At 27.0% G+C, this 13,152-nt stretch carries 17 protein-coding genes; 6 read left to right on the top strand and 11 right to left on the bottom strand.

Going from position 1 to position 13,152, the window contains the following annotated elements:
- The first annotated feature begins 19 nt into the window (after positions 1 to 19).
- Positions 20 to 343 carry a QacCGHJ group quaternary ammonium compound efflux SMR transporter gene (gene qac / locus KA867_RS01300; RefSeq protein WP_210136816.1) on the top strand — a complete coding sequence of 108 codons (324 nt, stop codon included), beginning with the start codon at positions 20 to 22 and terminating at the stop codon, positions 341 to 343.
- Between the two features lie 393 nt (positions 344 to 736).
- Here the strand turns inward: qac and KA867_RS01295 are convergent, their stop codons facing one another.
- On the bottom strand, positions 737 to 1,120 hold the full coding sequence (locus KA867_RS01295; RefSeq protein WP_019467893.1) for a YxeA family protein: 384 nt from the start codon (positions 1,118 to 1,120) through the stop codon (positions 737 to 739).
- A 365-nt stretch (positions 1,121 to 1,485) separates the two neighbouring features.
- Between KA867_RS01295 and KA867_RS01290 the strand changes: the two genes are divergently transcribed.
- Complete coding sequence (locus KA867_RS01290; RefSeq protein WP_210136815.1) at positions 1,486 to 2,625, top strand: MFS transporter; 1,140 nt, start codon at positions 1,486 to 1,488, stop codon at positions 2,623 to 2,625.
- Positions 2,626 to 2,727: 102 nt separating this feature from the next.
- Here the strand turns inward: KA867_RS01290 and KA867_RS01285 are convergent, their stop codons facing one another.
- Together KA867_RS01285 and KA867_RS01280 are read right to left on the bottom strand one after the other, a co-directional pair.
- Positions 2,728 to 3,483 (bottom strand): SGNH/GDSL hydrolase family protein, encoded by a 756-nt coding sequence (locus KA867_RS01285; RefSeq protein WP_210136814.1) that lies wholly within the window; start codon positions 3,481 to 3,483, stop codon positions 2,728 to 2,730.
- Between the two features lie 219 nt (positions 3,484 to 3,702).
- Positions 3,703 to 3,912 carry a hypothetical protein gene (locus tag KA867_RS01280; protein WP_210136813.1) on the bottom strand — a complete coding sequence of 70 codons (210 nt, stop codon included), beginning with the start codon at positions 3,910 to 3,912 and terminating at the stop codon, positions 3,703 to 3,705.
- A 477-nt stretch (positions 3,913 to 4,389) separates the two neighbouring features.
- Here KA867_RS01280 and KA867_RS01275 point away from each other — a divergent pair, with 477 nt between their 5' ends.
- Positions 4,390 to 4,974, top strand: a complete 585-nt coding sequence (locus tag KA867_RS01275) for a hypothetical protein (protein ID WP_210136812.1) — start codon at positions 4,390 to 4,392, stop codon at positions 4,972 to 4,974.
- Between the two features lie 235 nt (positions 4,975 to 5,209).
- Here KA867_RS01275 and KA867_RS13360 read toward each other — a convergent pair whose 3' ends face one another.
- Together KA867_RS13360 and KA867_RS01270 are read right to left on the bottom strand one after the other, a co-directional pair.
- Positions 5,210 to 5,416, bottom strand: a complete 207-nt coding sequence (locus KA867_RS13360; protein ID WP_245355886.1) for a hypothetical protein — start codon at positions 5,414 to 5,416, stop codon at positions 5,210 to 5,212.
- 237 nt (positions 5,417 to 5,653) lie between these two features.
- A complete protein-coding gene (locus KA867_RS01270) occupies positions 5,654 to 5,947 on the bottom strand; it encodes an antibiotic biosynthesis monooxygenase family protein (protein ID WP_210136811.1) in 294 nt (97 codons plus the stop codon).
- 714 nt (positions 5,948 to 6,661) lie between these two features.
- Between KA867_RS01270 and KA867_RS01265 the strand changes: the two genes are divergently transcribed.
- The 3 genes from KA867_RS01265 (at position 6,662) to KA867_RS01255 (ending at position 8,631) form a co-directional block, all read left to right on the top strand.
- Positions 6,662 to 7,078, top strand: a complete 417-nt coding sequence (locus KA867_RS01265) for a cytidine deaminase (RefSeq protein WP_210136810.1) — start codon at positions 6,662 to 6,664, stop codon at positions 7,076 to 7,078.
- Positions 7,079 to 7,361: 283 nt separating this feature from the next.
- Complete coding sequence (locus KA867_RS01260) at positions 7,362 to 7,835, top strand: DUF6978 family protein (protein WP_210136809.1); 474 nt, start codon at positions 7,362 to 7,364, stop codon at positions 7,833 to 7,835.
- A gap of 4 nt (positions 7,836 to 7,839) precedes the next feature.
- The gene (locus KA867_RS01255) at positions 7,840 to 8,631 is read left to right on the top strand and encodes a DUF1828 domain-containing protein (protein WP_103161659.1); all 792 of its coding nucleotides are present in this window, start codon (positions 7,840 to 7,842) and stop codon (positions 8,629 to 8,631) included.
- A 119-nt stretch (positions 8,632 to 8,750) separates the two neighbouring features.
- Here the strand turns inward: KA867_RS01255 and KA867_RS01250 are convergent, their stop codons facing one another.
- From KA867_RS01250 to KA867_RS01225, 6 genes are all read right to left on the bottom strand, one after another.
- Entirely contained in the window at positions 8,751 to 9,596 is an 846-nt protein-coding gene (locus KA867_RS01250; protein WP_210136808.1) for a hypothetical protein, read from the bottom strand.
- Positions 9,597 to 9,635: 39 nt separating this feature from the next.
- Positions 9,636 to 10,037, bottom strand: a complete 402-nt coding sequence (locus KA867_RS01245; protein WP_103161632.1) for a hypothetical protein — start codon at positions 10,035 to 10,037, stop codon at positions 9,636 to 9,638.
- Positions 10,016 to 10,441 carry a hypothetical protein gene (locus KA867_RS01240; RefSeq protein WP_210136807.1) on the bottom strand — a complete coding sequence of 142 codons (426 nt, stop codon included), beginning with the start codon at positions 10,439 to 10,441 and terminating at the stop codon, positions 10,016 to 10,018. The genes KA867_RS01245 and KA867_RS01240 overlap by 22 nt, the downstream gene beginning before the upstream one ends.
- 136 nt (positions 10,442 to 10,577) lie before the next feature.
- On the bottom strand, positions 10,578 to 10,916 hold the full coding sequence (locus KA867_RS01235) for a sigma-70 family RNA polymerase sigma factor (protein WP_245355894.1): 339 nt from the start codon (positions 10,914 to 10,916) through the stop codon (positions 10,578 to 10,580).
- Positions 10,917 to 11,505: 589 nt separating this feature from the next.
- The gene (locus KA867_RS01230) at positions 11,506 to 12,255 is read right to left on the bottom strand and encodes a hypothetical protein (RefSeq protein ID WP_210136805.1); all 750 of its coding nucleotides are present in this window, start codon (positions 12,253 to 12,255) and stop codon (positions 11,506 to 11,508) included.
- 62 nt (positions 12,256 to 12,317) lie between these two features.
- Complete coding sequence (locus KA867_RS01225; protein WP_210136804.1) at positions 12,318 to 13,088, bottom strand: hypothetical protein; 771 nt, start codon at positions 13,086 to 13,088, stop codon at positions 12,318 to 12,320.
- Positions 13,089 to 13,152: the final 64 nt, after the last annotated feature.

Genomic DNA, 13,152 nt, shown 5'->3' with positions numbered 1-13,152 from the left:
TTACAAAGGAGATAATATCATGCCTTATTTATTATTAATTTTAGCTATAGTTGGAGAAGTAATAGGCAGCGCATTTCTTAAATCATCAGAAGGATTTTCAAAACTTTATCCAACTTTGGCAACAATTATTTCATTTCTTGCAAGTTTTTATTTTTTAAGCAAAACATTACAACATTTACCATTAAATATTACATATGCAAGTTGGGCTGGACTTGGTTTGGTTCTTACAACAATTGTGTCAGTTGCGATATTCAAAGAACAAATTAATTTAATGAGTATCTTTTCAATTATTATCATTATTGTGGGTGTTGTACTACTTAATACTTATGGATCAACACATTAGTCACTTAATTTTTAAATTATTAACCAACTTATATAGGTGGCTACAGACTGTCGACAAAATCTTCGACTTTGTTGGCAGTTTTTTTATGCACGCTTTCCGCGGGCACTGCCTTAGCCTGTCGTCTTCAGCTAATGCTATTCCCGCAGGAGACGTCATAAATTACTCATCTTTATTTATTGATTCAACACTTATTAAATCAAATGCAAATAAGAATAAGTATACAACTGAATTAGCTAAAAACGACACTCTTCATTTTCAAGAAGAATTAAACAATGAATTTAGCAAGTAAAGAATAGTTAGAGGAAAAAAATCCTATTTGAAAAAATGATATAAATAAAAAATAAAGGAACTGTTTGAAAGTCCCTTTAAAGTGAGTTATCTACTTATAATTTTTTACTTTTCAATTTTTTTAATTGCTTTTTTAGGTATATCCTGTTTGTTAACTTCTTCATATGTAGCTACATGAGCTCCCTTATGGGTTATTTTCAAATATCTATCTAGCTTTAAACTTTGAGCAGCTGTGAAAGTAAGATTTCTACTTTCACCTTGCTTATCATATGCTTTTTGTGTATAACTAGCTCTATCATATTCCAAAAATTTATCTGGTTTTTTTGTTTTTATATAACTACTTTCCTCTTTAACTAAAGGGTTAATTTGATCAATTAAACCAGCTATTTCTCCTTCTTGTTTTTTTCCATTTGACACTACGTACATTCCTATTAATATTATTGCTAAACCTAGTATTACGACTGGCATTAAAACCAATATCTTCTTCATTTATAATCATTCCTTTCGTTATATAAAATTATTTTATCAATCAAAATGAATTAAGTGTACTTACAATATTGTTATCTTTTTTCACTTAAAATCCAGTTGGATATATAAACTAATATAGTTTTAACCATACTTTTTAAATAAATAGAAATATTCCAAGTTATTATTTTCGTAAAAAATAAAACATTGTATAATATAATCATCAAAAGGAGGAGTTTTTATGTTAGTCAGAAAAAATACGTTAATAATTCAAATTAAAACTAAAACAACAGGAGGAATAAATGATTAAATCAATCAATTATATAAATATGCAAACAATATATGATTGAAATCTTACTTTTAATCATTTATTCCATTAAGGAGTTTCAATGATTAAAAGAAGTTTAATTATTCCACTTTATATCAATATTTTTTTGGCATTTACTGGCATAGGACTAGTCGTCCCAAGTTTACCTTTAATAATTAAAGATTTATCTATAACTGGAAATGCTTTTGGAATACTTATTGCAGTTTTTTCTTTTTTCCAAATGATTTGTTCACTTATAATTGGATACTTTTCTGACAAGTACCCCAAAAAACACTTTCTATCGTTTGGATTGTTATTCTATATAATTTCAGAATGCTTATTCGGGATAGGTATGGATTTTTATACACTCTTTGTTTCCAGAGTATTGGGAGGCATAAGTGCTGCCTTAATGACTGCATCTATTATTGGCATTATCGGAGATATCTCTGATGAAAAAAATCGTGATAAAAATTTCGGCACATTTTCAGCTATAACATCATTGGGCTTTATCATTGGACCAGGTATAGGAGCGCTGTTTTCATCAATCCACATAAGATTACCTTATTTTATAGCTATGGTAATAGGCATGATCATGTTAGTTTTAAATTTAAAGTTAAGTATTCCAAATATTAAAAATGAACATGTACCAAAAAATAAAAATTTCAAAATAAAATTTAAGGACTTAAAGCTATATTTATTACCTTCTATAATTATATTTTTATTGGCATTTGGACTAGCTGCTATAGAAGAACTTTATCCATTATACTTAGTCGATAAAGCTGCGTTTACATCAATTAATATAGCTGCCGCTATTATAGGTGGATCTTTGCTAGGCGCTTTTATTCAATATTTTCTATATCCTAAAATTTCAAAGTATTTAAGTGAACTTTCGATTATTACTATTAGTTCAATGTATTCGATCGTCATACTATTTAGCTTATTATTCTTAAATTCTGTGATATCCCTCATATTAATAAGTTGGATTATATTTATTGGATTTGATATCATACGCCCTACTATAACAGTGTATCTATCAAAATTAGTTCAAAACAAACAAGGCTTAGCAGGTTCAATAAACTCTACTTTTACCTCTCTAGGTACTTTAATAGCACCAATTATTGCTGGTTATTTTTACACTCAAAATATAAATGCACCAGTTTATCTAGCTATAATTTCTATTGTCTTAAGTATTTTTACTTTGTTCATTTTTCCTAAAAAATAAATACTGGATAATTAAAAAGGATAGGCATTCATTTGCCTATCCTTCTGCATTAAATCCAAAATGAACTGCTAGCTTTTCTGATTCGTAAAAAGTAGTTCATTTTTATATTTCTTTAGTCAATATATTTTTTATCTTTTCTTTAAAAAGTGGTGTATAAATATAGCGGTAGCCTTTTAAAGTCGGGTGTGCATCATCAGCAAAAAGTGTATTATCATATTTCATTTGTTCATTTGCCCATTGATTGCCCCAAACATCTAAAATTTCAATATCCCATTTTTCTTTTAGTTTATATAAATTATCTACCAAGAATTCATAATAAGGATCTGTTTTTCTAATACATGTATAAAATAATACGGGGATGTCCCAAGTTAATTTAGCGTAACTAATAATATATTCCATTGCGCCGATTGTTGTTTTTACATCAAAGGCGTCAATGTCGTACTCTTTTTTTATTTCACCTATAGACTTATTTAACCTACCGTCATTTGTCGATAACTGACAAACCAACAAATCATATTTGGCTTTACTCAACTCCTCTTTTTTAATCCTTTGGACATATGAATTTTTTTCTGTTCCTGCCAAACTTGTACCCGAAATTGCTTCTTTCGTTGTGTTCATATTAGATTCTATATTTAAAAATTCAACAAATGAAATCCCATGAGAAGCCGCACCATATGTAATTGAAGAACCTAAAAAAAGAATGTTTTTATCAGTTAAGCCATCTTCCTTTTTTAAAAACTGTGGATTCGGTGTAAAACTTTTTTTATTTCCGCATCTTATATTATTTAAAAATTTTGTCGCAGATGAAGCAAATTTCACAACAATATACAAGCTCATTAACATTATTATCTTTTTCAATTTTCTAGCTCCTTTTGAGCAATATCCATATTGGATTATAAAATATTTCTTATTAATTAAGCACACTAAGTTACCAATTTTCATAATACTACGTATTGATTTTATATTGATTCTATAGTTTAACTCTACGTATAAATCTTAAAAAACAATTCATGATATCAATATACTTATATTTCACACCGATAATTTAAATACTCTGCTATATATAATGTTATTGTTTTATTTCAATAGTTCTACGTCTATTGAAATAATATTACTCACATTGATATATCTACCACTGTCTTTTAAGTAAAAGTATTCATGTTTGTTAATTGCTTTTTCAAACCTTTTTAACGCCACTGCTTCACTAATTTGCCAAATATTTTCTACATACTCACGAAACATATTTCCATCGTTCGTTTTTATTTTAAAAACAAAAATTTCGTCCATCTATATTCACCCTGTGTAAGTATTATAAATTAATTATCCAACTAATTACTTAGCATTGCAAATTAGATACTTTATATAATGTTCTCCGTGAATAAAATTCTAAATTTTTCCGGCCATTAATGCTCCTTATGTGTTATTTAAAAAATCGATTTTTTCTGTCGTATTTTAGTATGTATATGTTTTTAACTTCTAAATTTTTCCGTTACATTCATCCAATAATTCCAAATGATATAACGCTTAGAGTAAGCATAAGCCTTTGCCATTGAGTAATTTTGTTCCTAACATTCGTCTATGTTGCATCAAAAAATGTATAAACATATAAGTTATTCGTTTGATGTACAATAATCGCATTTGATTTACATATAACTATAAGTATTTTCACAAAAAATAATAATCATCATAACTTTTTATTATCACTTTCATTTTTTATGTATAGTACAATTAAGTAAATATATTATTTTTAAAGGAGAGCATTAAATGAAGAAAGTTTTATTTTTGTTATTAGCAAGTTTTTTAATATTAGCAGCATGTGGAAATAATGAAGAAAGTAAATCAGAAGAAAAGAAAGAAACGAAGTCATCAAGTAATAAGAATTCAAATGATGAAAAGAAAGCTAAAAAAGATAATAGCAAATACAAATCAAATAGTGATAAACAAATTGCTAATAATGACAAGCAATTTCAAAATAACGATCACCAACAAACTAACTCAGATAATCAAGGTCAATATAATAACAATTCACAACAGGTTAACACTGAAGAGCAAACTAGCGCTAATACACAACAAACTCAACAAGCAGAACAGAATACTCAACAAGAGAAAAGATATGATTATGAAAATAATGGAGTTTATCGGACTCCCGAAGAACAATCATCTCATGAAAAATGGGTTAATGATCAAAATGAGTGGGTTAAACAACAAGAAGAAAAAGAAGAAAAATTACAAAAAGAATATTTTGATCTTTCTGACAAGATGTACGAAGATGGTGTTAGTGAAAGTGAGTATGAGGCAATGGAAAAAAGACAAGATGAAATTTTAGATGAAGTAGAACCAATTAATTAGTCTGATTTGTAGCAGTCATCTCTGCCTTATATATTTTTATAAAACACCCCCACCTATTAAGGTGGGGTTATATTATCTCTACAATACCCTTTAAACTAATTCTGGTTAATCCATTTCCATCATGTCAATATAACAAAACGCCTGTCGCTTATATAAATGAAAAATTAACCGTCCATAAACATGTGTGTTTGACTTAATAAAAAGACAAAAATATTCAATTCACTATACAAAACATTTATAAACTGCGATTATTTCTAATTTTCATTGCTTTAATAACTAAGTATATTGAATTTACACCCATTACAAGAACATAAGGTATTAATACAAACAAATTTTCTAATTGTGTAATAAAAATAAGACCAAATAAAAATAAAATATTTAACCAAATAGATATAAAAAAATTTGTGTCCAATTCAGGATTAATCTTCAAAAAATCACCCATTCTTTAAATTTCAATATAATTGTTTTATTGACGTTGAGCACGAAACAATTTTATTTTAACACAAAAAATAAAGCAAGCACATAAGTGCTTACCATCGATAATCAATCCAATACCCTATCAAAAACTTGTTTTACTTTCTCATCTGATACTTCAAATATACGGTCCCACCATTACAATTTAATAATCTGTTGTAATTTATATATCACAATTGTGGTACAAATAACCTAATTAAATCACTTAAACTTCTATTTTGTAAAAATGTTCAACTACTGGAAAAGGTTCATAATAACAATGCAATAAAGACTTCCAATTTGTATATTCTTCAGACTCACGAAAACCTATTGTATGATCTTCTAATGTTTCCCACTCAACCAATAACAAATACTTACCTTCTTCTTCAAAACACTTATTTAACGAATGATTTATATAACCTTTCATCGAACTAATAATACTAGAGGCTTCTCTAAAAGATTCCTCAAATTCATTTTCCATATTCTTTTTAACTTGTAACATCGCTCCTTCAAGTACCAATGCAAAATCCCCCTTTAGATATATTATGAAAAAAAGTAATTCAATTTTTTAATATTAATCACTTTTATATCACTAATTTATTTTGCTTTATTGACGTTGAGCATCGGAATAATTTATTTAAATGATAACATAAAAAATAGAGCAAACACATAAGTGCTTACCCTTCCACTATTTTATCCAACACCCTATCAAATACTTGTTTCACTTTCTTATCTGATACTTCAAATAAACGTCCCACCGTGACAATTTAATAATCTTTTGTACTATTACTTGGCTATTGTTATATACCTCTGTAATGCCCTTTACAATCGATTCTAGGTTCATATATTGAAGTTCATCCATATCACTAGGTTGATTCTTATAAGAATCAACCATGCTGTGATAATTACGCAGTTATCTTTCTAAAATAACTCTCAAATAATTTCAAAATTTTTACACATGAAAAAAGTCCTCAACCATTGTGTTAGACACTTTTGTTTAACTAAAACACATACTCATTTTTGAGTAATAGCTCTTATTACATAACTAAACATACATTATATGTCCATAATATAGTTCTGATATTCGCTCTGTGCTGCATCGAGAAATGAATATGCATATAGTTTTTTTCGTTTAGTGTCCAATAATCATCAATACATATTTTAAAAAGCATCCCCTATTTGTTTTTAACTATAGTAGTATTGATTTATACAAATATTTATTGGAGGTATGTTTATGAATATTGAACAAAAACTTTTCGAAGATGCTAAATCCTTAATCAAAGAACGTTATCCAAACGGATGGGGTGGCGCAGCTGCAATGTATTCGAAAAATGGAAACACATATACATCAGTTGCACCAGAAATTATAAACGCTTCTAGTGCATTGTGTATTGAAACAGGGGCAATACTAGAAGCACATAAGTATCAAGATATAATAACTCATTCAATTTGTGTTGTAAGAGATGATGAATATAGTGATTTTAAAACACTTACCCCATGTGGTACATGCCAAGAAAGATTACTATATTGGGGAAATAAAATTAAAGTTGGTATAACAACTGATAATGAACAACTCCAATACAAAAATCTATATGATTTACAGCCACATCATTGGACTAATGCTTACGATGATATTGAATTTTCAGAATAAATTTAATATAAACTGAGCCAATAAACTTTTATAAATCTCATATTTTATAACATAGCAATACATAAAAACAACCACTTCGAAAAATGACCATTAATTTAAATCAAACTAAATCATAACCTTTTCATATCAACATATGATATAAGTAAATTCACAAATTTTAGGTTTAATCATAACTTTTTGTTATCAATATTAATTTTTAAGTATAGTACAATTAAGTTAATAATTAATAGAATTGCCTAATAATTGATTATCAACTAATTGCATGAAGATTGGAGTTTGAGGGATGGATATAAAATTAACTGATAAAGAAGCTGGGATATTATTAAATTTAACCAAAGAAATTTTAGTAAAACACAATATTAAATTAGAAGAAAATTGCAAAGGTTATATAAATATCACTTCTTCTAAAACAGAAACTTCTTTTATTTTAAATTATTTTGTTAAACCTGGGAAAATAACATTAAATTTTAGAGAGTCACAATACAACTTAAATTTACTACGTATTAACTTAAATGATGGATTTCATAAAAATTCAAATAATAAAATAATTAGAGGCAATAGAATAAACGTTTTTTCCGAATCAGAATATAAGAAAAAGAATGATGGTTCTACTTATATGATAGCTTACCCTTTACCTTATAAAGTATTTGAAAATAATTCAGATTTCGTAACCCAGTTATTTACCTTACTAAAATATACAAAAACTATCCACCATGATAATATTAATATTGAATCTAATTTATTTTTAGGGTGGTGATACTATGTATGACAAAGAAATTAAATCTATTAGCAAGGAATACTTTGATTACTTGAAAAAAGAATCTAAATTCATACCTTTAAAAAATGAAAGTATTGAATTTTATTCACCAGTAATCGATTATTTTGGAGATTCAATTTCAGTAAATATTTCTAATTATAATAATGAATATCTACTAACAGATTATGGAGAAACTTTATGGAACATGGAACAATTTGGCATAGATTTAACTAGTCATAAAAAACAAAAAAAGTATCAGTTCCTTAAAAATATAATCGAGAGTAATGGTTTAGTATTAGAAAACAACAAAATTCAACAATTTACCACTAGAAAAAAATTACCTCAAGCGATACATGATTACGTTTTAGCGATATCAGAAATCAGCAATTTAGCTATTTTGAAAAAAGATAATATAAAATCTCTCTTTAGAGATGAAGTCATACAATACTTTTTAAGAAATAGAGATATCTATCCCAACGTTTTTCCTGAATTTAAAGTAGAAGGAAAATCAAAACTTACTCATAACTTTGAAGCTGTGTTTCCAGGTAAAACAACAGAGTATGTTAAAACTATTAAACAAATTAACAAGAATAGTGCCAAAAATGCTCTTTTTGATTGGGATGATGTTGAAGATTATAGAAGTAAAATGTACGATTCTAATGCTAGGTTAAATATTATTACAGAAAACGAAGATGAAATAAGTGATTCCGTAGCAACCATGTTATCCCAATATAATGTTGATGTATTACCATTTGACAATAAAGAAAAATTAGAAAAAAAATTTAGCAAGTCTTAATTTCAGGGCACTCCACTGTGCCTTATATATTTTTCTTTTTTAGGAGGAGTGTAGCCTTTTGAAAACTTTTATATGTGCCGTATATACAATTGTCATTGAAAAATAACCCACCTATTCGTTTAGGTGGGTTTATTTTTATTATTTTTATTTTCTAAATCAAAGTTAACTAAATAATCAAAGTTATAATAAGAAGATAAGTAATTCATTCTTATTATATATCTAATGGAATTTATGCATAAATTAAAGATTTTCACAAAATCAATATCTTCATTTTTAGGCGTTTGAGTTAGCAAACCATGTCTAGAAACCAATCCAACACTTAAATAATTGTTTGTTATTCTTTTAAAAGCTTTTAATTCTTTTAATATCTTTTTTAGGTCATCATAAGTATTTTTTATATTTTTTATTACTTCATTATCACTTTTATAGATACTCGAAATTTCTAATATCTCACCTTGATATTTTTCTACTAATTTTACATACGAATCTACAAAATCAAATATTTTATAATAATTGATAAGAGTATTTTCATCAAAGTGACTAACTTTATTCAATAATATTAACAAATCTCTAACAGTTTTATTTCTCATTGCCATTCTAAGAGCTATTTTGAAATTTGATTCATCGGGAGAAAAATTTAAATTTTTTAGAGTTATATTATTTATAACTTTATAAGCGAAAATATGATTTTGAATATTTAAAATGTTATCTCTATTATGAATTGGTTCAAAAGGTTTTAAACCACATGCAATTCGTGTTCCATTATATATATCCAATAATAAATAATTAAGGGCCCAATTTTGTTCTTCTTTGAAGTCAGTGTTCACAAAATCGGAATCAAAATAAAATGACTTGATGTCAGTATCGTGCATCTCTTCAACAACATTTAAATTAAGCCCAAAGTGACTTTCTATTTTAAAATAACCATTTTTATAATGTAAATCTATTTCATATTTTTGATTCACTTGTTGTACCCCTTAATTTTTTTATAAAGTACTTTTTTATTACAATGACAAAGTCAATAAACCATCAGGCAATTTAATATTGTTGAGGTAATTATCTTTTAAGTTTACTAAAGAAGAATCGTTTCTAATAAACTTTTTAATGCTCTGGCGTTCGTTACTATCTGTATTGAATTTAGTTATACGACTAATCAAGTCATTTTCTTTATCAGTTAAATTATCATTAAATAAATTAAATATTTTCAAATACACATCAAAATCATATATATCATCAAAACTTTTAGCACTAATAAATAATGTGTAATCATTGTAGTTAAACTCTGTTTCACTTCTGAAGTTAGGTAAAAAAAATATCATTTCAATATCTGGATATTTTTTTAAAAGCAAATTTGTAATATTTTTAAACTCATTAGAATGTTTCCTTACCAGTGTTTCTTGATCCATTTGTAAACACCTCCGTTTTCATTGTTTAAAGCATTCATATATCTACTGGCATGTTGTTTAGTTATTTCTGTGTTATATCTTAACTCTGATGTCCAATTTGAAATAGACGACCAACTCGCTTTAAACTTTGGATTGCCTCTTTGCTCGTTCTTAAATTCATTAGTTAAATTGGCTTTTTTTAATAATACATCTAATTTATGAGTTTTATACCCTTTTAAATGGTCAGGATAAACTCCAAAATGATATTTACATACAACTGCTTTCAAAGCGTATTCAGGTACATATCCAGCATCTCTTGCAACCGTTTTAAAGAATCTACCATGCTTATGTAACTCTATTAGCTCTTTATTTTTATCTTCTGCTAAGAATTTCAATTTATTAAAATCTAGTTTTAAATTTTCCATACATACCTTATAACCCTTTTATATACCATTATAAGATAAAAGAAATTAATAAAAAGACAGAACATGTACCGAACAAAAATAGCCCTAGCTTATTTAGGTGAATAAATATAAAAAAATAGGGCGAGCACATAAGTGCTTACCCTTCCACTACCTTATCTAATACCCTATCAAATACTTGTTGTACTCTCTTATCTGATACTTCAAATATACGTCCCACTTCTTTATAAGTCTTGCCTTCTGCTAAAAGCCAAAACATGTAAAACTCCTTGTCTGTGGCCACTTGCTCAATTAATGTTTCTATTTCATTATAAAATATACTTTCTTCAATATTACTATTATCTATCTCATGCGATTCAGCTTGATCATCCACACTAAAAAAGTCACCCACAGTTACATCTTCGTCACACTCATTACTATTATTCATTGTCTTGTGGTAATTTAATATAAACTTTTTAACTGTTTTTTTGTCATACATCACACAAAGTCAACTGCTTTCGCAACACGTTTTAATATCACTTCTTTTGCTTGTCTTAACGTTAATTCACTTATGCCCATTACATCAGCTATAACGTTCTCTGTATGGTTGTTATCATCCCACCATCACAATTTAATACTCTGTTGTACTTTAGTTATATACTGTTGTAATGCCCTTTACAATCGATTCTAAGTTCATATATTGAAGTTCATCCATATTATGTGATTAATTCTTATAAATATCTACTATGCTATGATAATTACGCACGTATCTTTCTAGAATAACTCTCAATAAATTTCAAAATTTTTATACATGAAAAAAACCCTCAACCGTTGTGGTTGAGAGCTCGGATATGGAGACGGCGGGAGTTGATTAAAGCGATTATGTACACATTTGAAAATCGCTATAAGTGTTGTCAATTCAACGTTTACATTGTCTTACTAGGTTGGTGTAAAATGTTAAAATTGCAAAAACAACATATTTTTGGGGCAACATTTACGTATTCATTCCCGTATGCGTGAGATTCCTTTAATTAGTAATACTATCTTTTTATTACTATTTTTGTATATACGACTATTTTAAGGAGCAATTATAAATCTATAGTAAATTTACGTTTTGCACCATTTTTTATATCTAAATTATTTACAAGTACGTTCTCTTTTGTAATTGAATGCAGTATATTATCTAGTTTTTCATCAAGTGCTTCTTTTACAAATACATATTCAGCAAATTTCACAGATTTATATGTATGTGCTAGGCTAATCCTTCTATCATTTTCTTCTTTGGTTAAAAACATAAAATTATCATCTGTATGTAATCCAGGTTGCTCTATATCAACCTTCAAAATATAATTAATTAATCTATTACATTCATTATACATTTCCAATAATTTTTCCTTCATTTTATTTGAACCATTATGCACTTCTCTATCTTCTAATAATTCTATTATTGGTTCAGCATATCCAGTAATCGCATCGTTAATATCTATTAATGTATCATTATTTTTATCATATTCATAATTTTCTTCTATAGATTTTTGGAACTTTGCTGCATGATCATATACTTTTATCAACTTTACGTTAACAATTAAGTCAATCTTTTTATATGTATTATCATCCTGTTCCTTCTTTTGTTTTTCGTAAAGCTTTCTAGCATTATCCCCTGCTATTTTAGCCCCTACATATGCACCACCAAATGTAGCGAATATGCCAAAAAAGTTAATAGCCACTGAATATCCTTCTAATTTGTTTTCGTGACCGATATTACTTAATATGTATCCGATTATAAGTATGCAAAGAACTAAAACAATAAATCCTTTTTTAAAATATGGTCTATTCAAATAATCCCCACCTTTCAAAGGTAAACATAAAATTAAAACAGATGAATAATTTGTTAAATACATTAATCACTTATAAAAGAGGAAATATCTAAAAATTGTTTTGAGTTCTTAATACATGTTACCAAAGTATTATTACCACTTCTTTTCCAATCACCTAATACCATAACGTTAACATCTTTTAAATTACGGCCTTTTAAATTTAACTTTTTATAGCATTTATTAAAAACGGAACTATTAATGAAATTTATCTTGAAATAAAATTTATTGTTATATTTAATTGTAAACATTTCATCTTTAGGATTAAATGGTAATATGCTATCTCCAATAACCACTTTAGTTCCTTCGTATATAAATTTTGTGTACATGTTTTTAGTTCTACTATCTAAAAACATATATTTAATTTTAGTATTACCAAAATTATTTTCTTTATTATGACTTTTACAATAATAAAAAATATCTTTTAATGTGGACATTCTACGATGTGTAACATTATTTTCCATATAATATTTTTCACTTTTGCTTTCTTCACTTTTTCTGGCTTCTGACTTACTTAAACTATTTAAGAAATCATTTATATTTTTATCCTTTGGGGGTAAAATCACTTGATTAGCATATTTACTCTCTGCCCAACAGTTTTTTATGTGGTCAAAACCATCATAATTTGCACTAAAATAATTTTCACCATTTGATTTTATATTCAAAGCTAATTTTGTTTCACAATTTTCATTAGGACAAAAATAGTCTTTACTATTTCTATCTCTATCAGTTAATTCACGACCTTTCACAATTTCTTTTTGATTTTCATCATTGATTATATGTGCAAAGTTAACCAAAAAATCACTCCTTTAAGTATTCTCTCTGACATTCGCTCTCTGCTGCATCGAGAAATGAATAATC

The sequence above is a fragment of the Staphylococcus sp. GDH8C109P genome, assembly GCF_017893405.1.
Lineage (GTDB): Bacteria > Bacillota > Bacilli > Staphylococcales > Staphylococcaceae > Staphylococcus > Staphylococcus cohnii.
The sequence above is the reverse complement of the archived record's forward strand: the minus strand, read 5'-3'. Positions and strand labels throughout refer to the sequence as shown.